Annotated in this window: 24 protein-coding genes and 2 pseudogenes; 17 read left to right on the forward strand and 9 right to left on the reverse strand. The window is 66.5% G+C overall.

Translation table 11 applies throughout. From position 1 onward, the window contains the following. The first annotated feature begins 68 nt into the window (after nucleotides 1–68). From A9X01_RS06165 to A9X01_RS06200, 8 genes are all read left to right on the forward strand, one after another. Entirely contained in the window at nucleotides 69–593 is a 525-nt protein-coding gene (locus A9X01_RS06165) for an OsmC family protein (RefSeq protein WP_065119904.1), read from the forward strand. Between the two features lie 10 nt (nucleotides 594–603). Next, nucleotides 604–1683 carry an acyl-CoA dehydrogenase family protein gene (locus tag A9X01_RS06170; RefSeq protein ID WP_065119905.1) on the forward strand — a complete coding sequence of 360 codons (1080 nt, stop codon included), beginning with the start codon at nucleotides 604–606 and terminating at the stop codon, nucleotides 1681–1683. Beyond that, nucleotides 1680–2297 (forward strand): RNA polymerase sigma factor, encoded by a 618-nt coding sequence (locus A9X01_RS06175; RefSeq protein ID WP_065119906.1) that lies wholly within the window; start codon nucleotides 1680–1682, stop codon nucleotides 2295–2297. Before A9X01_RS06170 ends, A9X01_RS06175 begins: the two co-directional genes overlap by 4 nt. Continuing rightward, nucleotides 2294–2563 carry a hypothetical protein gene (locus A9X01_RS06180; RefSeq protein WP_065119907.1) on the forward strand — a complete coding sequence of 90 codons (270 nt, stop codon included), beginning with the start codon at nucleotides 2294–2296 and terminating at the stop codon, nucleotides 2561–2563. The genes A9X01_RS06175 and A9X01_RS06180 overlap by 4 nt, the downstream gene beginning before the upstream one ends. Nucleotides 2564–2712: 149 nt before the next feature. Beyond that, entirely contained in the window at nucleotides 2713–3588 is an 876-nt protein-coding gene (locus A9X01_RS06185; RefSeq protein ID WP_065119908.1) for a universal stress protein, read from the forward strand. A gap of 94 nt (nucleotides 3589–3682) precedes the next feature. Beyond that, nucleotides 3683–4051, forward strand: coding sequence for a ferredoxin (gene fdxA / locus A9X01_RS06190; protein ID WP_065119909.1), 369 nt, complete (start codon nucleotides 3683–3685; stop codon nucleotides 4049–4051). Nucleotides 4052–4063: 12 nt separating this feature from the next. Beyond that, the gene (locus tag A9X01_RS06195) at nucleotides 4064–4969 is read left to right on the forward strand and encodes a universal stress protein (protein ID WP_065119910.1); all 906 of its coding nucleotides are present in this window, start codon (nucleotides 4064–4066) and stop codon (nucleotides 4967–4969) included. Between the two features lie 29 nt (nucleotides 4970–4998). Continuing rightward, nucleotides 4999–5187 (forward strand): hypothetical protein, encoded by a 189-nt coding sequence (locus A9X01_RS06200; RefSeq protein ID WP_065033840.1) that lies wholly within the window; start codon nucleotides 4999–5001, stop codon nucleotides 5185–5187. On the opposite strand, the gene A9X01_RS06205 is transcribed toward A9X01_RS06200, so the two are convergent. Both A9X01_RS06205 and A9X01_RS06210 read right to left on the reverse strand, forming a co-directional pair. After that, entirely contained in the window at nucleotides 5184–5900 is a 717-nt protein-coding gene (locus A9X01_RS06205) for a PAS and ANTAR domain-containing protein (RefSeq protein WP_065119911.1), read from the reverse strand. The two genes, A9X01_RS06200 and A9X01_RS06205, sit on opposite strands and share 4 nt — an antisense overlap. An 83-nt stretch (nucleotides 5901–5983) precedes the next feature. Further along, nucleotides 5984–6445: an Hsp20/alpha crystallin family protein gene (locus A9X01_RS06210; RefSeq protein WP_065119929.1), complete on the reverse strand. Its 462-nt coding sequence runs from the start codon at nucleotides 6443–6445 to the stop codon at nucleotides 5984–5986. A gap of 142 nt (nucleotides 6446–6587) precedes the next feature. Between A9X01_RS06210 and A9X01_RS06215 the strand changes: the two genes are divergently transcribed. Beyond that, entirely contained in the window at nucleotides 6588–6938 is a 351-nt protein-coding gene (locus A9X01_RS06215) for a MerR family transcriptional regulator (protein WP_036361069.1), read from the forward strand. Between the two features lie 7 nt (nucleotides 6939–6945). Here the strand turns inward: A9X01_RS06215 and A9X01_RS06220 are convergent, their stop codons facing one another. After that, entirely contained in the window at nucleotides 6946–8406 is a 1461-nt protein-coding gene (locus A9X01_RS06220) for an aminotransferase class I/II-fold pyridoxal phosphate-dependent enzyme (RefSeq protein ID WP_065119912.1), read from the reverse strand. A 51-nt stretch (nucleotides 8407–8457) separates the two neighbouring features. Between A9X01_RS06220 and A9X01_RS06225 the strand changes: the two genes are divergently transcribed. From A9X01_RS06225 to A9X01_RS06250, 6 genes are read left to right on the forward strand one after another with little or no spacing between them, the layout of a single operon-like run. Beyond that, nucleotides 8458–9087, forward strand: coding sequence for a flavodoxin family protein (locus A9X01_RS06225; RefSeq protein WP_155771955.1), 630 nt, complete (start codon nucleotides 8458–8460; stop codon nucleotides 9085–9087). A gap of 2 nt (nucleotides 9088–9089) precedes the next feature. Then, nucleotides 9090–9626, forward strand: coding sequence for a DUF1360 domain-containing protein (locus A9X01_RS06230; RefSeq protein ID WP_065119914.1), 537 nt, complete (start codon nucleotides 9090–9092; stop codon nucleotides 9624–9626). Between the two features lie 12 nt (nucleotides 9627–9638). After that, the gene (locus A9X01_RS06235; RefSeq protein ID WP_065119915.1) at nucleotides 9639–10052 is read left to right on the forward strand and encodes a ChaB family protein; all 414 of its coding nucleotides are present in this window, start codon (nucleotides 9639–9641) and stop codon (nucleotides 10050–10052) included. Further along, nucleotides 10036–10716: a UdgX family uracil-DNA binding protein gene (locus A9X01_RS06240; RefSeq protein WP_065119916.1), complete on the forward strand. Its 681-nt coding sequence runs from the start codon at nucleotides 10036–10038 to the stop codon at nucleotides 10714–10716. The genes A9X01_RS06235 and A9X01_RS06240 overlap by 17 nt, the downstream gene beginning before the upstream one ends. Nucleotides 10717–10737: 21 nt before the next feature. Beyond that, nucleotides 10738–11118, forward strand: coding sequence for a hypothetical protein (locus A9X01_RS06245; protein WP_253848972.1), 381 nt, complete (start codon nucleotides 10738–10740; stop codon nucleotides 11116–11118). A gap of 4 nt (nucleotides 11119–11122) precedes the next feature. Beyond that, nucleotides 11123–11815 (forward strand): HAD family hydrolase, encoded by a 693-nt coding sequence (locus A9X01_RS06250; protein ID WP_065119917.1) that lies wholly within the window; start codon nucleotides 11123–11125, stop codon nucleotides 11813–11815. Nucleotides 11816–11876: 61 nt separating this feature from the next. Here A9X01_RS06250 and mbp1 read toward each other — a convergent pair whose 3' ends face one another. Together mbp1 and A9X01_RS06260 are read right to left on the reverse strand one after the other, a co-directional pair. Then, nucleotides 11877–12110, reverse strand: coding sequence for a microaggregate-binding protein 1 (mbp1, locus tag A9X01_RS06255; protein WP_036359787.1), 234 nt, complete (start codon nucleotides 12108–12110; stop codon nucleotides 11877–11879). Between the two features lie 143 nt (nucleotides 12111–12253). Beyond that, nucleotides 12254–14056: a thiamine pyrophosphate-requiring protein gene (locus tag A9X01_RS06260; protein WP_065119918.1), complete on the reverse strand. Its 1803-nt coding sequence runs from the start codon at nucleotides 14054–14056 to the stop codon at nucleotides 12254–12256. 122 nt (nucleotides 14057–14178) lie between these two features. On the opposite strand from A9X01_RS06260, the pseudogene A9X01_RS32175 reads away from it, so the two are divergent. After that, a pseudogene (locus A9X01_RS32175) lies at nucleotides 14179–14250 on the forward strand (hypothetical protein); the annotation flags it as partial. On the opposite strand, the gene mhpA reads toward A9X01_RS32175, so the two are convergent. Genes mhpA through A9X01_RS06275 form a run of 3 tightly spaced genes read right to left on the reverse strand, consistent with a single transcriptional unit; the run spans nucleotide 14249 to nucleotide 17879 of the window. Beyond that, a complete protein-coding gene (gene mhpA, locus A9X01_RS06265) occupies nucleotides 14249–15817 on the reverse strand; it encodes a bifunctional 3-(3-hydroxy-phenyl)propionate/3-hydroxycinnamic acid hydroxylase MhpA (RefSeq protein WP_065119919.1) in 1569 nt (522 codons plus the stop codon). The pseudogene A9X01_RS32175 and the gene mhpA sit on opposite strands and share 2 nt — an antisense overlap. Then, nucleotides 15814–16752, reverse strand: coding sequence for a fumarylacetoacetate hydrolase family protein (locus A9X01_RS06270; protein WP_065119920.1), 939 nt, complete (start codon nucleotides 16750–16752; stop codon nucleotides 15814–15816). The genes mhpA and A9X01_RS06270 overlap by 4 nt, the downstream gene beginning before the upstream one ends. Next, on the reverse strand, nucleotides 16749–17879 hold the full coding sequence (locus A9X01_RS06275; protein ID WP_436405234.1) for a VOC family protein: 1131 nt from the start codon (nucleotides 17877–17879) through the stop codon (nucleotides 16749–16751). The genes A9X01_RS06270 and A9X01_RS06275 overlap by 4 nt, the downstream gene beginning before the upstream one ends. Before the next feature lie 113 nt (nucleotides 17880–17992). Between A9X01_RS06275 and A9X01_RS06280 the strand changes: the two genes are divergently transcribed. Continuing rightward, nucleotides 17993–18625, forward strand: coding sequence for a TetR/AcrR family transcriptional regulator (locus A9X01_RS06280; protein ID WP_081282237.1), 633 nt, complete (start codon nucleotides 17993–17995; stop codon nucleotides 18623–18625). Nucleotides 18626–18643: 18 nt separating this feature from the next. Here the strand turns inward: A9X01_RS06280 and A9X01_RS30365 are convergent. Further along, a pseudogene (locus tag A9X01_RS30365) lies at nucleotides 18644–19073 on the reverse strand (acyltransferase family protein); the annotation flags it as partial.

The raw sequence follows: 19073 nt of genomic DNA on the forward strand, positions 1-19073 counted from the left end.
ACATTCGCGGCGGCACCGGTCACCAACTCCTCAGAACACCCATTCGCCTGGAGAATTGGAGGACGTCCATGACCGACGCGCTCGTCATCGATGCTGAGGGCCTCGACCGCCTGTCGTGTAACGCCAAGGCCGACCCCACCACCGGCAAGAAGACGCTGAAGGCCAAAACGGTCAGTGAGTCCGGCTTCCGCAACATGACCTACGTGCGTGACCTGTCGCCGATGCTGGTCGGCGAGCCGCCCGCGCTGCTGGGCGACGACTCCGCCCCCAACCCGTCCGAGACCTGCCTGGCGGCGCTCGGATCGTGCATCTCGGTCGGTCTGCTGGCCAACGCCACGCACCGCGGCGTCAAGCTGACCAAGATCGAGGTCGAGATGGAGGGTGACATCGACATCTCGGCGGTGTGGGGGGTCGGTGACACTCCCGACGGCAAGGTCCTGGGCTTCACCGACATCCGCTGCAAGGTGACTCTGGCCGGCGACGCCGACGACGCGACCCTGCAGGAGATTCACGACAACGCGATCGCCTGGTCGCCCGTTGTGAATACATTCAGGCGTCCCGTAACGGTCGACTCAGCGCTCAGCATCGGCTAGGGATAGCACGGTGACCCCAACCACGACGATCGACGCCGCGGTGAGTCTCGTCGACTCGGATTTGCTGGCCGACATCCGCGAACACGCAGGCGCGCTGGACCGCGGCGAGAACACGACGCGGCGCAGCTTTGCCAGCCTGGGCGAGGCCGGTCTGCTCGGCTTGGGAGCGCCCGGCAACGGCGACGGCGGCCTCCCGCAGATGGCCGAGGTGATCCGGTTGATCTCCGGGGAGTGTATGAGCACTGGGTTCTCGGTGTGGGCCAACCGGATGACAATCGAGTATCTGCTGACGGCTGCGACCGGATTCAGCTCGGCCGCCGCCCAGCCGCTGCTGGCCGGCACGTCGTTGGGTGTCACCGGGATGGCGGCGGCCTTCAAGGAACTGGCCGGTTGCGGCGAACTGGAGCTCGCCGCTGCCCGGGTGGACGGCGGCTACCAGGTCAGCGGACCGATCCGGTGGGCCAGCAACCTGCATGAGGACTCGTTGCTGGTCACCGCGGCACGCACCGACGAGGGGCACAAGGTCATCCTCGCCCTGCCGCTGAGCGCCCCGGGGGTCAAGGTGGGCGATCACTTCAAACTGCTCGCCATGGACAGCACCGCGTCGTCGTTTCTGAACCTGCAGGACGCATTCGTCCCCGACGAGCAAATCCTGACCACCGACTTCGAGGAGTTCTTGGGTGCCGTCCGGCCCACCTTCCTGGTGCTGCAGTCGGCGATGTGCGTCGGTTTGGCCCAGACGGCGGTGCAGCACGCCAGAAGTGGACTGACCGGTGTGAACGCGGTGTTCGCCGACGAGCTCGAAGCGGTGGCTCGTCGGCTGGCGGCGGTGGAAACCGCGCTGGCCAGCGCCGCCCGTTCGGTCGGGGGACAACGACCGCCCGGCAAGAAGGATCTGCTGTCCTTGCGCCTGGGCGCGGCTGAAATCGCCAGTGCCAGTGCGGCTCTGGAGATCCGCACGGCTGGCGGGAAGGGCTACGCGAGCAAGACGCCGGCCAGCCGCCGCTACCGCGAGGCCGCGTTCATCCCGGTGCAGTCGCCGTCGGAGGCCCAATTGCGGTGGGAATTGGGGCGGGCGTCGCAGGCGTGACTCCGGCGGTGGCGCCGCTCGAGGGCGTGGAACCCGAGCATTCGGTCGGTGGTATTCCGCTGGCCAGCTTGGTGCGTGACTATCACCTGCCGATGGTGAAGTTCGCCCGTACCATCGTGAGCTCGCCGGCGGTGGCCGAGGAGGCCGTGCAGGAGGCGTGGCTGCAGGTGCTCAAGTCCGCCGAGACGTTCGAGGGACGCTCCTCGGTGGCCACTTGGTTGTTCGGGATCGTCAAGCACACCGCGTCCCGGCACCGGCGGCGCGAGGTGCGGATCCGCCGGCACGAGGTGCTGGCCACCGAGGATGCCGATCCGCTGTCGGGCCGGATGCATCCGCCCGGCCACCCCGATGCCGGTCACTGGAGTGTGCCGCCGTCCCGGCGTTTTCTGCCCGAAGATCAAACCGTGGCAAGGGAATTGGTGGAATACGTGCGCGCGGCGGTGGACAAGCTGCCGGTGCGCCAGCGCCAGTTGATCATCCTGCGGGACCTGGTCGGAACGTCGTCGGAAGAGGCCGCCGAGATCCTGGAACTGTCCGCCGATGCGCAGCGGGCCCTGCTGTATCGCGCCCGCGGAAACCTCAGAAACGAGCTGGAAAGGCGGTATCGACAATGACCGTCTCCGACAACACCGTTCCGGCGATCGACTGTGTCGAGTTCGTCCTGCTGGTCGACGAGCTGGTCCAGTCGGACCCGGAGCAGTGGGGCGCGGTCGTCGACAAGCACCTCGCGGACTGCCCTCCGTGCCTGGTCTACCTGCAGCAGATGCTGGACCTGAAAGTCCTGCTCAACCACATCGGCGAACGGGACAGGTTGACGGGCGCCACCGTCGCGGGCGTCCTGACCACGCTGCAGGGCTTGCGGGACGGTGGCACCGCCTGACCAGCCGCGTTCGCCCGCCTTCCGCCGAGTTCCCCTGCAGCGCAACGACGTTTGTCGCTCCAAGGTGGGCAAGACTCCACATGTCACCGCCCGGCGATTAGGGTCCAACGGCCCTGACCGCCAAGCACCCGGTCTCGTAGGATCGCTGCATGTCAGGTGAAGCGACGAAGTACGGGATCCTGGTCGGCATCGACGGATCCGCGGAATCGGACCGGGCGGTCGCCTGGGCGGCCCGCGAGGCCGCCCTGCGCCACGTGCCGCTCAACCTGCTGCACGCGGTCACCCCGGTGGTGGTCGGCTGGCCGGCGGGCAGGCTCTACGAGGACATGCCCGACTGGCAGAAAGACAACGCAGAGCGGGTCATCGCCCAAGCCCGGGAAACCGCGGCCAAAGCCGGTTCCAGCGAGACGCAGGTGCACGCCGAGACCGTCTACGCCAACGCGGTGCCTACCCTGATCGAGGCATCGGCAGAGGCCCAGATGGTAGTCGTCGGCAGCCAGGGCCTGGGCGCGCTGGGGCGGATGCTGCTGGGTTCGGTGAGCTCGTCGCTGGCCCAGCACGCCAATTGTCCAGTGGCAGTGATCCATTCGGATGACGGCGCCGGGCCCGATCCCGCCGCTCCCGTCCTGGTGGGGATCGACGGATCACCGGTGTCGGAAGCCGCGACCGCGTTCGCCTTCGACGAGGCCTCCCGCCGGGGCGTCGATCTGGTCGCGCTGCACGCCTGGAGCGATGTGGGGGTGTTCCCGGTGCTCGGCATGGATTGGCATGACCGCGAAAGCGAAGGCCAGGAAGTGCTCGCCGAACGCCTGGCGGGCTGGCAGGAGCGTTATCCGGACGTCCATGTGCAGCGCTCACTGGTCTGCGATACGCCGGCAAAGTGGCTGCTGGACGCCGCCGAACGGGCCCAGCTGGTGGTCGTGGGCAGCCGTGGCCGCGGGGGCTTCGACGCCATGCTGCTGGGATCGGTCAGTTCCGTCGTGGTGCACTCGGCGAAGATTCCGGTGGTCGTGGTCCGCTCCTGACAACAGAACTCCCGCCGAAAAAGGCCTTTGGTCCTTTCCGGTAAGGGCTTTCGACCGGCGCGATCGACGCCCGGCATCTCGGATCATGAGACTCATGACCTATGTGATCGGCAAGGAATGCGTTGACGTAGTTGAGAAGTCCTGCATGCAGGAGTGCCCGGTGGACTGCATCTACGAGGGTGCCCGCAGCATGTACATCAACCCCGACGAGTGCGTCGACTGTGGTGCCTGCAAACTTGCGTGCCGCGTCGAGGCCATCTACTGGGAAGGCGACCTGCCCGAGGACGAACTGGCGCATCTCGCCGACAATGCCGCTTTCTTCGAACAGGTACTGCCCGGCCGGGACGCACCGCTGGGGACACCCGGCGGGGCGTCCACCGTCGGCCGAATCGGTGTCGACACCCCTATGGTGGCCGGGATGCCGGCCAACGAAAGCTCCAATCACCGCCCCGAAAACCGCTAGGAGGAACACGACATGAGTGACACCGCATCAGAAAACGCGAAAAGTCTCGGTGTTCTCGTCGGGGTCGACGGCTCACCCGCATCCAACGCCGCCGTGGTGTGGGCGACGCGGTCTGCCGAGCTGCGAAACCTTCCGCTGACTCTGGTCCACGTGGTGAACACCGATGTGGCGACCTGGCCGCCGATGCCGTACCCCGACACCTGGGCACTGTGGCAGGAAGACCAGGGCCGCAAGGTCCTGACCGAGTCGGTCAAGATCGCCCGGGAGGCGGCCCTGAGCGACCGGAAACTCACCATCCACAGTGAACTGGTGTATGCCACTCCGGTGTCCACCATCGTCGAAATGTCCAAGGACGCCCAGCTTTTGGTGGTGGGATCATCCGGGCGGGGCGCCGTGGCGCGGCTGTTGCTCGGTTCGGTCAGCTCCAGCGTGGTGCGGCACGCGGGTTGTCCCGTCGCCGTCATCCACGACGAGGACCCGCTGATGCCGGAGCCGCTGCGGGCGCCGGTGCTGCTGGGTATTGACGGTTCGCCGGCTTCGGAATTGGCGACGGCGGTCGCCTTCGACGAGGCCTCGCGTCGCGGAGTAGAGCTGATCGCGCTGCACGCGTGGAGCGACCAGGAGCTGGTCGAACTGCCCGGGCTGGACTGGGACAACGTCAAAACCGAAGCCGAATTGAGTCTGGCCGAGCGGCTGGCGGGCTGGCAGGAACGCTATCCCGACGTCACCGTGCGACGCGTCGTGGTCTGTGATCGGCCGGCGCGCCAACTGGTCGCGCGTTCGGAGTCGGCTCAGCTGGTGGTGGTCGGCAGCCACGGGCGCGGGGCGCTGTCCAGCATGCTGCTGGGTTCGGTGAGCAACGCGGTCGTGCATTCGGCCCGCATGCCGGTGATCGTCGCGCGGGCGTCCCACGATTGAAAACCGCTGTCCTGGGAAACCTGGGTGGTATGGCTGAGTACAGAGTTATCGACCCCAAAGGCAATGTTGTCGCCACCAAGGAGATCGAAAGCGCCGACGATGCCCATGCGTGGTTTGTCGACTCTGCCGCCGACAACGCCGAGTTGGGTTGGCGGATGGAGGTCAAGCACGACGGCGAATGGTCGTTCTTCGACGACACCGAGGGCACGTCGAGCTAACGCTTGCTGTTCGCCCGGCGGCCGTCCCTGTTGCCGACCTTGCCGGCCTTGCCGACGCGGCTGTGCGCGGTCAACAGCGCCTGATCGAATTGGGATTGCGCGGTGATGGCGCCGGTGACCCCGCAGAAGTCCTGGGCAATCTGCTCGGCCAGCGGGCGTAGCTTGACGTTGGCTTCCTGTGACAGCCACTTCAGCAGGTTGAACGCGGCGTCGGCGTCGATCCCGTAGACCAGCATCAGCATGCCCTTGGCTTGTTCGATGCCGGCCCGATTCGCCGCGATTTCGGTCAGCCTCTCGGTGACCTGTTCCTGGTGCACCTGGTCGGAAATCGGTGTCACGTCGACGTAGAACCCCTGCGTCCCGATCACGGCACCGTGATCGTCACAGAGCCGGTCACCGATGACCACGACGTGGTGCACCTTGCCTTTGGTGTCGATGATCCGATGACGGGTGCTGAAGGCCTTGTGAGTGTGCAGAATCTCGTCGATGGTGGCCGCAACCTGGCCACGGTCATCGGGATGTTTGTGGGAGAGCACCAATTCGGTTGTGGGGGTGACGCTTCCGGGCTTGTACCCGTGCATGCGCTGCACCTGCTCGGACCATTCCCACCGTTGGTCGGCGAAATGGAATCGGAACCAACCCACCCCTTGCGGGGCGCCGCCGGCCAACGCCTGTTCGACGGCGGCGGACTGGCCATCAAGATCCCAGGCCATCGCCTACCTCCTGTAGAAAATTGCTGACAAATGAGAGATCAGCGGCCGCAAGCCGCCGCGGCCGCTGCCTCTCGAGTCGCTGATCAGGCGTTTATCACCTCCCGTCGGGTCTCGTTCTCGTTGATCGCCTTGTGGGTGGACCCGTTGGTGCCGCCGCGTTCAACGGTGATCTTGCGTGGCTTGGCCTTCTCGGCCACCGGGATCCGCAGGCTCAGCACGCCTTCCCGGTAGGAAGCCTCGATTCGTTCGGTGTCGAGGTTGTCCCCGAGTACCAACTGGCGGCTGAACACCCCGCGCGGTCGCTCGGTGGCGAGCATCTCGCGGTTGGGGTCGACCTTGGGGCGCTCGGCGCGCACGGTCACCACATTGCGCTCGATGTCGATGTCCAGCGAGTCGGCGTCGATACCAGGGAGATCGAACTCGACCACGAATCGTTCACCTTCACGCCACGCGTCCATTGGCATGACTGCCGGTCGGGCGGCGGTTCCCAGTACTTGCTCGGCGAAACGATCCAGGTCACGGAACGGGTCGGTACGCATCAGCATGGCCGTCACCTCTTCCTCCAATGTGCTGTCGTTAGTGGTAGTTAATCTGTGTCGCACGACATAGATTTCTTATAGCACTATCGACAGAACATCGCAAGCTGTGATAAACAGGTTTTCTGTAAGACCAAGAGGGGGCCAGGCATTGACCGATCGTCTCGACAACTCCGGCGCTCCGCCGTCGGATCACGGCGTCTACGGGATCTCGGTAGCGGCCGAGCTCTCCGGCGTCGCCGTGCAGACGCTCCGTCTCTACGAACGGCATGGGTTGCTGTCGCCCGCGCGCAGCGACGGCGGCACCCGGCGTTACAGCGCCAACGACCTGGCCCGGTTGCAGCGGATCAGCGCCCTGGTCGAGGAAGGCGTGAACCTGGCCGGGATCGCGCGCATCCTCAGCCTCGAAGACCACAATGCCGAATTGTCCGCTGCCAACAGCAATCTGCGGTCCACCAACCGGAGCTTGCGGGACGCCGCAAAGAACGGGAACAACGGCTGAAGCGGGGTCAGGCCACCACGCGGAACTGATGCGCGGTGGGGTCGGCGGGGTCCGGCAGGTTCATGCCCGCGTCCACGCCGGAGCGCAGGTAGTCGATCACCGCGTCGTTGAGACGTTCGCCGGGGACGACGGCCGGGATACCCGGCGGATACGGGGTGATCTGCTCGGCGGCGATGCGTCCGGCTGCCTTGTCCGCCGGCACCATCTCCGTTGGCCCGAAGAACGCATCTCGGGGCAGCGCAACGGTTTCCAGCTGCAGCTCCGCCGGTGCCGGCAGGTGTAGCTGCGGCGGCCGGTCGAAATCGTCGGCGGCCTTGCGCCACAGCGTCATTGCGTTCACCAGCCGGTCGGCCGTCTGCTTGTTGTCGGCGAACGACATGGTGGCCAGGATCCGCCGATGGTCGCTCATGCCGAGGTCGAGTTCGCAGTGCTCCCGCAGCCAGTCCGCCGCCTGATAGCCCGAAGTCCCAGTGGCGGATAGGTCCATCAACACCTGGGTGGTGTCCAGGTCGCAGGACGCTTCCTCGCCCAGCAGTTCGTCTTCGAGCACCTGCAGGTCGGGTATGTCGCCCAACCGCTCCCGCAGATACGTCGCGAGATCGATTTCGGCGGTGAGCAATTCGTGCCCATGCTCGACCATCTGCCGTCGCCAGCCATCGAGTGCGGCGTAGACCATCACGTTCGGACTCGTCGTCATCAACAGGTCCGCACATGCCGAGAGCCGGACCGGATCGACAAGATCGCCCTGCAGATGGAACACCGACCCCTGCTCGAATCCGGCGCCCATCTTGTGCACGCTCACCACGCAAACGTCCGCGCCGGCATCCATCGCCCAGGTCGGCAGGTCCTCGTGAAACGGCAGGTGCGCGCCCCAGGCTTCATCCACGATCAGCGGCTTGTTGCGCTTGTGGCAGATGTCGGCGATCGCGCCGATGTCCGCGCAAGTGCCATAGGGGCTCGGGCTCACGATGAGCGCACCCGCCGCATCCGGGTGCCGCTGCCACGCGTCCTCGACCTGCTCGGGGGAGGGCGGATGGGAGAAATGCCGCTCGCGATCCCACTGCGGGGTGATCCACCGCGGCTGCACCCCGGAGAAGATCAGCCCGGCCACGATCGACTTGTGGCTGTCGCGCGTGACGAGCAGCCCGCCGCGGTCGCCGCCGGCCACCGCCAGCATCGCCGCCTTGACCGACAACGAACTGCCGCAGGTGGAAAAGAATGCGGTGTCGGCGCCGACGGCGTCGGCCATCAAATCTTCGGCGCGGGAGAGGAATTTGTTTCGGGATTTCCGGTCGTCCAGGCCATTGCTGGCGAGCACGTCGTTGCGGAACGGTTCTCTGCCCAGCACGGCCAGGACCCGCGGGTCGGCACCGGCGCCCTGGCGGTGACCCGGCGGGGTGAAACCGTACCGGTCGCTGGCGTGATAGTCCCGCAGTGCGTCCAGCAGCGGTGCTTGCGACTGGTCCATGGCGGGGGGCTACCCCGTTTACGAAGCTATATGCCGGGTATGACCCCCGCTATGGTCGATCAGCCCGAGGTTCCGCTGCGCGCGATTGCGTTGGTCTGCAGCCTCAAAGGCAGCCCGGATCAGTCCAGCAGCGCCCTGATGGCCGAACACGTCGCCGCTGAACTGGCCAAACACGGCGTGGAATGCGAACACGTGCGGTGCGTGGATTACAACATCGCCCCCGGCGTCGAGGACGATATGGGCGACGGCGACCAATGGCCGACCATTCGGCGCAAGGTGCTGGATGCCGACATCCTGCTGATCAGCACGCCGATCTGGCTGGGTCACCCGTCCAGCGTGACCCAGCGCGTCCTGGAACGCCTCGACGCGGAGCTGTCCAACACCGACGACGACGGCATCCCCGTGATGGTCGGCAAGGTCGGGATCGTCAGCGTGGTGGGCAACGAGGACGGCGCCCACAAGGTGGTCGCTGACGTATTCCAAGGGCTCAACGACATCGGCTTCAGCATTCCGGCGCAGGGTTGCACGTACTGGAACGGGGAGGCCATGGGATCCACCGATTACAGCGACTTGGACGAGGTGCCCGAACAGATCGCCGCCACGACGGCGACCGCGGCCCGCAATGCGGCCCACCTGGCCCGGGCACTCAAGACGCTGAACTACCCGCCGTACGAGTCGTGATCATGAGTGAGCTAGCAGAGGTGAGGGACGACGTGGCCGATCGGGCACGACAGGAAGCCGACGAGTATCGCGGCGAGAATGGCCGGCCGCTGGCCGGATACGTTGTGGTGCTTGGCGTTTACTCCGTGCTGGTGGCGGTGACGACGGTGCTGGCGGCGGTAACCGGTCGTAGATTGCCGAACCAGTGGACGGTGCAGGACCTGCTCCTGCTGACCTTGGGCACGCACAAACTCTCCCGGACCGTGAGCAAGGATTCGGTGACCAGCCCGCTGCGCGCACCGTTCACCAGGTACAAAGAGACCGGCGGGCCGGCTGAGGTGATGGAAGAACCCCGACAGGACAGCGCAATTCGGCACAGCCTGGGTGAATTGCTGACCTGTCCGTTCTGCCTGGATGTGTGGGTGGCAACCGGTTTCGTGATCGGGCTGGTGTTCGTGCCCAGATTCACCCGGCTGGTCGCCGGCACCTTCACCGTGCTCACCGGTGCCGACTTTTTACAGCTCGCCTATGCCATGGCGCAGCAAGCATCCGAACGTTGAGGTGGTGGTGTCATGCCGAAGACGACGAAGAGCGGCGCGGCGAAGAAAGACGAATTGCCCAGCACGCTAAGGAAATCCAGCGCCAAGGCGCAGCGGACGTTCGCCAAGGCGCATGACGCGGCCGCCGAGCAGTACGGCAGCGAGGAGCGCGCGCACCGGGTCGCCTACGCCGCCGTCAAACACAGCTATGAGAAGGTCGGCGACCACTGGGAAGCCAAGGAAGAGAAGGGCCCCTCGGACAAGAGGGCCGAGGCCGGTGGACTGAACAACCCCGAGCCGTCCGAGGAGGGCGTCAACGCCAACGCCAGCAAGAAGCATCTGCTGGAGGTCGCACGGCGGCTCGATGTGCACGGTCGCTCGACGATGACGAAGCCCGAACTCGTCGAAGCGATCAAGAAGCAAAACCGCCGTGCCCAAAGGCGTTGACCGCAACGATGTTCCGGGAGCGCAGCGCTACCTGCCGGAGGACCGTGGGCTGAGCTCGCTGGAGCACGCGGCCGGCGGCTGCCAAGGGTGCACGCTGTACCGGGATGCCACCCAAACCGTGTTCGGCCACGGTAAGGCCGAGGCGCCGGTGATGCTGGTGGGCGAGCAGCCCGGCGACCGGGAAGACCAGGAGGGCCAACCGTTCGTCGGCCCCGCCGGCCGGCTCCTGGTTCGCGCACTGTCGGACGCCGACCTGGACCCGGCGCTGACGTACCAGACCAACGCCGTCAAGCACTTCAAGTTCAAAAGGCAGGGCAAGCGGCGGATTCACCAGAAGCCGGGCCGTATCGAGGTCGTCGCCTGCCAGCCCTGGCTGATCGCCGAAATCCAGGCGCTGCGCCCGCAGGTCATCGTGTGCCTCGGTGCGACGGCCGCACAGTCGCTGCTGGGCAGCACCTTTCGTGTCACCGCGCACCGGGGTGAGCCGCTGCGCCTGCCGGCCGCGCTGGACCTCGAGATTGAGCCGGAGCCGCTGGTGCTGGCGACGGTCCATCCCTCGTCGCTGCTGCGGGATCAAAGTGACCGTCGGCAGGAGAACTACGAAGCGTTCGTCGCCGATCTGCGCGGCGCGGCCGGCGCACTGCCGGCCATGTTTCGGTCCTGACCACATGGGTAGTCAAAACCGATGAGCCTGCACAGCCAAGAAGCTACCCGGGCGGTGCCTGACCAGACCGCTCAGCCACCGCACACGCACGATCACAGCCGCGGCCGCCGAGCGGTCGTGAACTGGGTTTTGTCGCTGCTGACGATCCCGGCGGCAGTGGTCATCGCGATCTTCGCGGTCGGTGCGGCCATGAGCTTCGCCGCATGCACTGGTGCACAGTGCCCGGAACTGGGCCCAAGCGGCTTGGTGTACGGCGTGCTGCTGTATGGCGCCCCGGTGATCGCGGGGCTGACCATCATCGCGGCATTCTTCACCGCCTTCCGCCGCCGCGGTTACATCGTCCCGCTGGTCGGCCTGGCATTGCTGCTGGCCGACTTCGCCGCCATCGCAATCCTCTTCTGATCCGTTGGCCGGCAACAACATCGATGCCGCGGTGCTCTTCGACATCGACGGCACCCTGGTCGACTCGAACTATCTGCACATCGACGCCTGGCAGCGCGCATTCGCCGAGGTAGGCATCGAGGTGGAAGCCTGGCGCATCCATCGATCAATCGGGATGGACGGGTCCACCCTGGTGAAAACGTTGTCCGACGACGCTCCCGAGGACCGGCAGAAGCGCCTCAAAGATCTGCATTCCCAGTACTACAAGGAGACGGCCAACCTGCTGCAGCCGCTTCCCGGTGCACGCGAACTGCTACAGCGGGTCGCCGAACTCGGGCTCAAAGTCGTCTTTGCCACTTCAGCCCCTGAGGACGAGCTGAAGCTGCTGCGCGAGACCCTTGACAGCGATGACCTGGTCGCCGCCATCACGTCGGCGGACGACGTGGACACCGCGAAACCGAAGCCGGACATCATCCAGGTCGCCCTGGACCGCGCCGAAGTTTCCGCCGAACGCGCGGTCTTCTTGGGCGATGCCATCTGGGACGCCGAGGCATGCGTCCGGGCCGACCTGCCGTGCATTGGAGTGCTCAGCGGCGGCGTATCCCGCGACGAACTCGGAGATGCCGGCGCGATCGAGGTGTTCGAGAACGCCCGTGACTTGCTGGAGCACTTGGACGAATCGGCGATCGGGCGGCTGGTCCGCGATTCAGCTCAATAATTTCTCGACCAAAACGAATGGGGCCCAGTCCGTTACGGACCGGGCCCCATTCGGCTACAAGCTACTGGTTCGCCTTCTGGCGCTCCTCGGCGGCTTCGGCGCCACCGCGAGCAGACTCGGCTTCGGCTTCCTTCTTGGCAGCGTCGCGCTGCGCGTCGGCCTTGTCCTGCTGGGCCTGGCCCTCGCGCTTGACGTCGTCGCGGCCCGTCACGGCGCCGATGACTTCCTTCGCCTTGCCCTTAACGCCCTCGACGACGCCTTCGACGCCTTCCTGGGGTCCACTCTTGTCGGCCATGAATTCCTCCTGCGTGCGTAATCACCTACATGGCGACCGTGCGCTTTCGTCCGCGCTCAGCCAACAGGGTCTGTACGTTGCGTACATTTCCCCCGCGGGAACAGGGTTTCCGAAGCGGCTGATACTCAAACCTGTGGGTTGGGTCACTGGCGACCGCTGCTGCCCCGATGGGGCAGAAACTCCTGGGCCTTGATCTTCACGCCCTCTTTGAGAATGCCGAGCGCATCCTCGTCGCCGCGCACGACAGCGCTGGCGGCGCTTTTCATCTGCTCGAAGGTCGCGTGCGGCGGCACCGGCGGCACATTCGGGTCGCAGTACACGTCCAGCACCGTCGGACGATCGGCGTGCAGCGCCCGCTCCCACGCCGGTGCGATCAGGTCGGGATCGCGCAGCGTGGCATGGCCCAGCCCCAGGCTGGCGGCGAAGGCGGCGTAGTCGACTTCTGGAAGAGTTTGGGAGGCAGCGAATTTCGGCGCCCCGCCCATGGCCCGCATCTCCCAGGTCACCTGGTTCAGATCGTTGTTGTGCAGGACGGCGACAATCAACCGCGGGTCGGACCACTGCTTCCAGTAGTGCGCGATGGTGATCAGTTCGGCCAGCCCATTCATCTGCATCGCCCCGTCACCGGCGAAAGCGATCGCCGGGCGGTCCGGGTGGGCGAACTTCGCGCCGATCGCGTACGGAACCGCAGGACCCATCGTGGCGAGTGTCCCGGACAGCGACCCGCGCATACTGCCGCGGAATTTCAGTTGTCGCGCATACCAATTCGCGGCCGAGCCGGAATCCGCCGTGACGATAGCGTCGTCGGGCAACTGCGGTGACAGGTCGGCGAACAACCGCATCGGGTTGATCGGGTCGGCGGAGACACCGGCTTCCATCGCCATCGTTTCCCACCAACGGGTGACGTTGCGCTCGATGGTCTCTCGCCACTTCCGGTCGGATTTGCGTTGCAGCAGAGGCAGAAGCGCGCGGGCGGTCGCGGCGGCGTCGCCCACCAGGTTCACCTCGTTCGGGTAGCGCATCCCGATCAGCGTGGGGTCGATGTCGATCTGCACGCCGCGCGCACCGCCGTACGGCGGCAGGAACTGCGAGTACGGAAAACTCGACCCGATCGTCAGCAGCGTGTCGCAGTCACGCATCATCTCGTAGCTGGGACGCGTCCCGAGCAGCCCGATCGAGCCTGTCACCCAGGGTAATTCGTCGGACAAGACGTCCTTGCCGAGCAGCGCCTTGGCGACGCCGGCGCCCAGCACGTCTGCGAGCTCGCTGACCTCGGCGACCGCGCCGCGGGCCCCGCATCCGATCAGCATCGCGACGCGCTCGCCCGCGTTGAGCACCTCGGCGGCCTGCTGCAGTCCAGCGCGGGAGGGTTCGACGACGGGCTGCTCGAAGCCCAAGCTGGAGGGCACCATCTTGAATTTATGCGCAGGCGGATTGTAATCGAGCTCCTGCACGTCTGCGGGGATGATGACCGCCGTCGGCGCCCGCCTGGTCAACGCGGTGCGGATGGCGCGATCGAGAACGTTGGGCAGTTGCTCGGGCACGGTGACCATCTGGACGTAGTCGCTGGCCACGTCCTTGTACAGGCTCATCAGGTCCACTTCCTGCTGATATGAGCCGCCCATCGCGGTGCGCTCGGTCTGGCCGACAATCGCCACCACCGGCACCCGGTCCAGCTTGGCGTCGTAGAGCCCGTTGAGCAGGTGGATCGCGCCGGGGCCGGAGGTGGCCGCGCAGACGCCCAGCTCGCCGCTGAACTTGGCGTAGCCGACCGCTTCGAAGGCGGCCATCTCCTCGTGCCGCGCCTGGATGAACGTGGGCTCATTTTCGGCCCGTCCCCACGCCGCGAGCAGACCGTTTATCCCGTCCCCGGGGTATGCGAAGACGCGCACGACCCCCCAATCGCGCAGGCGTTGCAGCAGAAAATCACCGACAGTTGTCGTCATGGCCACCCTCCGGGTTCCGGTTATCGGTCGCGGTTACCCCCGTTGGCGGTGTTTGATCATTCCAATAGCGGGAATTCGGTCAGACGCGATGTGGTCGGGAACTCATTGCGCGAGGAGTGGAGATGCTGGTTGGTGACGCCGTTGCGAAGGTCCTGAGCTTTCTGCGCGCGGGGTATCCCAAGGGTGTACCGACTACCGACACTTTCCCGATGCTGGCAGTGCTGCCCCAGCACCTTGCCGAGCCTCTCGCCCAAGCGGAAACCGGTGCGAATACCAGCGGCACAGCCCACTGACGTCCCGCGCCGCGCGCAGCACCGTCCGGTCCGGACGCACCAGCGCAGCCTGAGCCCGTCCACGACGTAGCCACTCATCCAGCTCGTCGCCCGGCCGCGTCCGCACGATCGTCACATCGTGAGAGCGCAGTAGCTCTTCCTGGTCCGCGGCCGGCTGGGCCCGGGTGACCAGCGCGAAACCGCCACCGGCGACATCGTCAAAGCGTCGGTGCCCGGCCACCACCGCATTCGGGCACAGAGCCCCGCACAGCGGCCCGCCGCACAGCGATTTGTGCACCAGCGCCGAGCGGCGCAGGGCCGGTGTCGTCGAGTCGACGACCTTCTCGCGCAGCCCGGGGATGAACCGGAGCCGCGGCAGCATGACCCGGCGGGCCCGGTCGCCGACCCTGCCGCCCCCGGTCATCGACCACCCGATCACCAGAGCCAGCCTGATCAGCGCGCGGGCGTGGCACTTGCGTTCCCGCTCGTAGCTGTTCAGGGCGTCGGCGATCAGCGTCCCGCGCCGCACGGCGGCGATCTTCCAGGCCAGGTTCATCGCGTCTCGAACCCCGGCGCCCATGCCTTGCCCGATGAACGGGGGAGTCAGGTGTGCCGCGTCGCCGAGCAGGAAGATGTTGCCGCGACGCCAGCGGTCGGCGATTTGCGCGCGGAAGGTGTATTCGGTGACCCGCAGCAGCGTCAACTCGCTGTCCGGCACGTCGGTGGTCCACGGCGCGATGAGCGGCCGCAGCGTGGTGACCGTGTCGAAGTCGCGGGCGCTCTCGCCGTCGAACAACCGGAATTCCCAGCGGTAGCGGTTCTCGCCGATCCGCATGTAGGTGCCGGCACGGACGCGGCCGCAGACCTGATACACCCCGTCCCACTGGCCCAGGTCGGCATCGGTCGCCACGTCCACCACCAGCCAGCGCTGTTCGAACTTCAAATCCTGCATGTGGGAACCGATTTGGGCGCGCACCACGCTATTGGCGCCGTCGCAGCCCAGCACGTACTCGGCATCGACGCGGTGCACGCTGCCGTCGCTTCGGTCGGTGAACGTGACCCGCGTCCGGTCGCCTTCGGCGCGGACCGCGGTGACGTCGCAGTTGCCGCGCAATTCCACGCCGGAATACCGCCCAAGGTTGCGTCGCAACAGGCACTCCAGCTCCGGCTGGTCGAACATGTTGGCCTGGGGGTAGCCGTGGTCGCTGCGCGCGGCGTCGCGGTGAAACTCGGCCAGCACGTTGAATTGCCAGTCCAGCAGTCGCAGGCCCAGGGTGGGCCGCGATATCGCCGCGAACTGCTCGGCGATGCCGAGGCGGGCGAGGATGCGGTAGATCTCGTCGTCCAGATGGACTGCCCGCGGCTGCGGGTACACGCCGGGCCAGCGTTCGAGGACCAGTGATTCAACGCCATACTGCGCCAACAACGTTGCCGCCACGATGCCGGTCGGTCCGGCACCGACGATGACGACGGGGACCTGTTGGGTCACCGGTATCGCACTGCGGTGCGCTGAGTTCCGAGGTCGATCGCGCCGTCGTCGGTGGCCACCGAGGCCTCGACGACATCGCCGTCCTGCAGGTACTTCCGATTGCCGGCCTGCCGCTTGAAGAACGCCTTCCATTTGACGGCCGGCGGCAGCAGATTGGCGATCATCTCCACCGGCTTGGGCGGTGCGCTCAGCGCGGTGCCCACCGGTGTGCCGGTCTGGATGAGATCGCCCGGGGCGAGCTCCTGGAACTGGGTGAGCGATTGCAGTGCCTGCAGGGGGCGGTACAACATGTCACCCTCGACGAGGGCGTTCTGCCGTTCGGATCCGTTGACGCGCAGGCGCAGTCGCAGATGGCCGAATCGGCTGAGCTCCACCGCATCCAGCAGCACCAGCTTCGGCCCGACGGGGGTGAACGTGGGGTAGGACTTGGCTTCGTAGAACTGGGTCTGCGGCAATTGGATGTCGCGTGCCGACACGTCGTTGGTGACGACCAGCCCCGCGACGAAGTCGGCGAGGTTCGCGTCGGTGATGCTGGCGCCCACCGGGATTGGGCGCCCGATCACCAGTCCGATCTCCACCTCGTAGTCGAGCAACTGGACGTGCGCCGGCTTGACGATGTCGGCGAACGGGCCGCTGATCGATGCCGACGCCTTCCGGAAGAACGTCAACGGAATCGAGGCGGGATCCATCCCGGCGTCCCTGACGTGCGACTCGAAGTTCGTCATCTGGGCGACCACCCGGCAGGGCCGGGTCACCGGCGAGATGAGGTCCAGGCTCTCGACGGCGACCGTGTCAGTGCCGGCGAGTGCGGCTTCGATCGCGGCGCGATCGGCCAGCAGTTGCGCGGTGGTGGTCGCGCCGGTGGCGATCTTGGCCGCGCCGGTGGGGGTTTCGACCCACCAGGCATCGGCGGTATGCAGGACGGAGATGCTCATGCGGTGGTCACCTTCAGTAGGCCGACAAGCCGGTTGAAATCGAATTCGTTTCCACGGCGCAGCGCGCCGATCATCGTAAGTGCTTCGCGGCGCGCTGATTTCGCGTCGGTGCCGAGGAAGTCCCTGGTCACCGGCGGCCCCCACTGCGCCAGACCCGACGCGGTCAACGGCGCCCAGCCCGGCTCCAGGGTGTTGTCGAACATGTCGCCGTCGGTGAAATGCTCCACCAGGAAGCCGTCCGGATCGCGCCAGTAATCGAAGATCTGGCTGCCCTGGATGTGCCGGCCGATGCCCCAGGACCGTAGATAGCCGCGCTCCTTGAGATATTCGCCGCCCGCGGCCAGCGCATCGAGGTCGCTGACCTGGTAGGCCGAGTGGAGGTAACGGTTGGCCGGGCCCAGCGCCAGCGCCAGGGTGTGGTGATCGGCCGGTGTTGAGCCGCGGTCGCAACGGATGAAACTCATGGTCGGTCCGCGCTCACGCTGGCCGGGGAAGAACTGGAAGTCGCTGACGATCATGCCGAGGTTGTCCAGGTACCAGTTCAGGGTCTGCAGATATCTGGTCGACTGCATCACCAGGTGGCCGAGCCGCTGCACTCGGGCGGGCGCCCGCGGTGGCCGCTGGGTCGCGTTGGCGCGCAACAGCTCTGAGCCGAAGTTGAAGGTGTGCGGTTGCTGGGCCGGTAACGCGGGCAGTTCGTGCAATCCGGCGACCACCCGGACCGGAGTCCCGCTGGGATCGGTCAGGTCGACCGCTATTCCGCCGATCGTTTCGGGCAGCGGACGGGCGGTGGTTCCCGTCTTCTCGGCCAGTCGCAACACGTCGACCTCGTCGCCCGCGCGAAACGCCACGGCGGCGAAACGCGAGCGCGGTCCGCGCCGGACCATGACGCACGGGGCTCCGGCGTCGGTGCCGCGCAACGCGATTCGGTCGGGACCGCGATGCGCCGTCTGGAAGCCGAACGCCCGCGCGAATGCCTCGCATCGCGTCACACCCGGCTTCTCGAATTCCAGCCAGGCGATGTCGGCGACTTTGATCACCGGGTTCCGGGACCGGCCGGTGTGTTCACCGGGGCGGGCGCCCTGCTCGCTGTGCAAGTCGCGGTGCGCGTCCGCCTGGGTGCCGATCACGTATATCACTTCTCTCGATAGGAACTGACGAAATCGTCACATACACGGACAGTGCCCGTCAATAGTTTCTGACGATTTCCTCAAAAGTGAGGCATACTGCTCTGGTGACGATGTCGAGTGACAACACCAATCGTTTGGAACGGCGCAAACAGCGCACCCGCTCGGCATTGGTGAAGGCCGCACAACGGTTGATCGCCGAGGGCAAGGTCAATGTGCCCGTACTGGAGATCACCCAGGCAGCCGATGTCGGGATGGGGTCCTTCTACAACCACTTCGACAGCAAGGAGCAGTTGTTCGAGGCGGCGGTCGCCGACGTGCTGGACGCGCATGGGGCGCTGTTGGACCGGCTCACCTCAGCCATCGAAGATCCCGCCGAAACGTTCGCGACCAGTTTCCGGCTCACCGGCCGGTTGTTCCGTCAGCGACCGCAGGAGAGCGAGATCCTGCTGGCCAGCGGGCTGAGGCTGTTGTCCTCGGACCGTGGCCTGGCGCCTCGCGCGCTGCGAGACATCAAGGCGGGCATGGCATCCGGCCGATTCACCATCGACGACGCGGAGCTGGCCCTGGCCATTGCCGGCGGCGCGCTGCTGGGTCTCGGTGCCCTGCTGCGCGACGATCCGAAGCGCGACGGCGCCAAGGCCGCGGACACCGCCACCGAGAGCGTGCTGCGGCTGTTCGGGCTCACCGCCGAGGAGGCGCACGCCGTCTGCCGGCGGCCGCTGCCGGACTTCGCGGCGGGCTGACCACGCACGCCGAGACGATCACGCACGTTCATCGCGGGGCCGCACCGCAACCAGAACCGCGCCCAGGACGAACGCCAGTGCGCTCAGCCAGGGAAACCGGCCGTCGGGGGCGAAGCCCCGGGCCGCGAACAACGCCAGGCCGAATACCGCCAGCGCCGCGCCCGCCGGTAATGCCACAACGGCCCATGCTGGGCGAATCGGCAGCGTCAGTAGCGGTAGGGGCGCCGCGAATACGGCACGGCCCCACCACAACAGCGTCAATTCGACCGCGGTGACGACAACGAGAATGGCGATCCACACGAGCCGGAACCCCCACCATCCCAGCGTTCCCTGGGCGGGCTGCGGGAACAGGCCGGTGGGGTAGCCGACGATGCCGACGATCACCACCGGCACCATGTGCCAGAGGTACAGCGCCATCACGTTGTCGTTGACCAGAGACACCGTGCGC

It is taken from the genome of Mycobacterium asiaticum (assembly GCF_001668675.1).
GTDB lineage: Bacteria > Actinomycetota > Actinomycetes > Mycobacteriales > Mycobacteriaceae > Mycobacterium > Mycobacterium asiaticum_D.

What these genes read in the sequence shown, in the direction of transcription:
- A9X01_RS06200 (WP_065033840.1), top strand. Translation starts at nt 4,999, where the DNA reads ATGGCTGAGTACAGAGTTATCGACCCCAAAGGCAATGTTGTCGCCACC.
- A9X01_RS06180 (WP_065119907.1), top strand. Translation starts at nt 2,294, where the DNA reads ATGACCGTCTCCGACAACACCGTTCCGGCGATCGACTGTGTCGAGTTC.
- A9X01_RS06210 (WP_065119929.1), bottom strand. Translation starts at nt 6,445, where the DNA reads ATGCTGATGCGTACCGACCCGTTCCGTGACCTGGATCGTTTCGCCGAG.
- A9X01_RS06280 (WP_081282237.1), top strand. Translation starts at nt 17,993, where the DNA reads ATGTCGAGTGACAACACCAATCGTTTGGAACGGCGCAAACAGCGCACC.
- A9X01_RS06220 (WP_065119912.1), bottom strand. Translation starts at nt 8,406, where the DNA reads ATGGACCAGTCGCAAGCACCGCTGCTGGACGCACTGCGGGACTATCAC.
- A9X01_RS06205 (WP_065119911.1), bottom strand. Translation starts at nt 5,900, where the DNA reads ATGGCCTGGGATCTTGATGGCCAGTCCGCCGCCGTCGAACAGGCGTTG.
- mbp1 (WP_036359787.1), bottom strand. Translation starts at nt 12,110, where the DNA reads ATGGCCGACAAGAGTGGACCCCAGGAAGGCGTCGAAGGCGTCGTCGAG.
- A9X01_RS06185 (WP_065119908.1), top strand. Translation starts at nt 2,713, where the DNA reads ATGTCAGGTGAAGCGACGAAGTACGGGATCCTGGTCGGCATCGACGGA.
- A9X01_RS06230 (WP_065119914.1), top strand. Translation starts at nt 9,090, where the DNA reads ATGAGTGAGCTAGCAGAGGTGAGGGACGACGTGGCCGATCGGGCACGA.
- A9X01_RS06260 (WP_065119918.1), bottom strand. Translation starts at nt 14,056, where the DNA reads ATGACGACAACTGTCGGTGATTTTCTGCTGCAACGCCTGCGCGATTGG.
- A9X01_RS06195 (WP_065119910.1), top strand. Translation starts at nt 4,064, where the DNA reads ATGAGTGACACCGCATCAGAAAACGCGAAAAGTCTCGGTGTTCTCGTC.
- A9X01_RS06165 (WP_065119904.1), top strand. Translation starts at nt 69, where the DNA reads ATGACCGACGCGCTCGTCATCGATGCTGAGGGCCTCGACCGCCTGTCG.
- A9X01_RS06235 (WP_065119915.1), top strand. Translation starts at nt 9,639, where the DNA reads ATGCCGAAGACGACGAAGAGCGGCGCGGCGAAGAAAGACGAATTGCCC.
- A9X01_RS06225 (WP_155771955.1), top strand. Translation starts at nt 8,458, where the DNA reads ATGGTCGATCAGCCCGAGGTTCCGCTGCGCGCGATTGCGTTGGTCTGC.
- fdxA (WP_065119909.1), top strand. Translation starts at nt 3,683, where the DNA reads ATGACCTATGTGATCGGCAAGGAATGCGTTGACGTAGTTGAGAAGTCC.
- A9X01_RS06245 (WP_253848972.1), top strand. Translation starts at nt 10,738, where the DNA reads ATGAGCCTGCACAGCCAAGAAGCTACCCGGGCGGTGCCTGACCAGACC.
- A9X01_RS06270 (WP_065119920.1), bottom strand. Translation starts at nt 16,752, where the DNA reads ATGAGCATCTCCGTCCTGCATACCGCCGATGCCTGGTGGGTCGAAACC.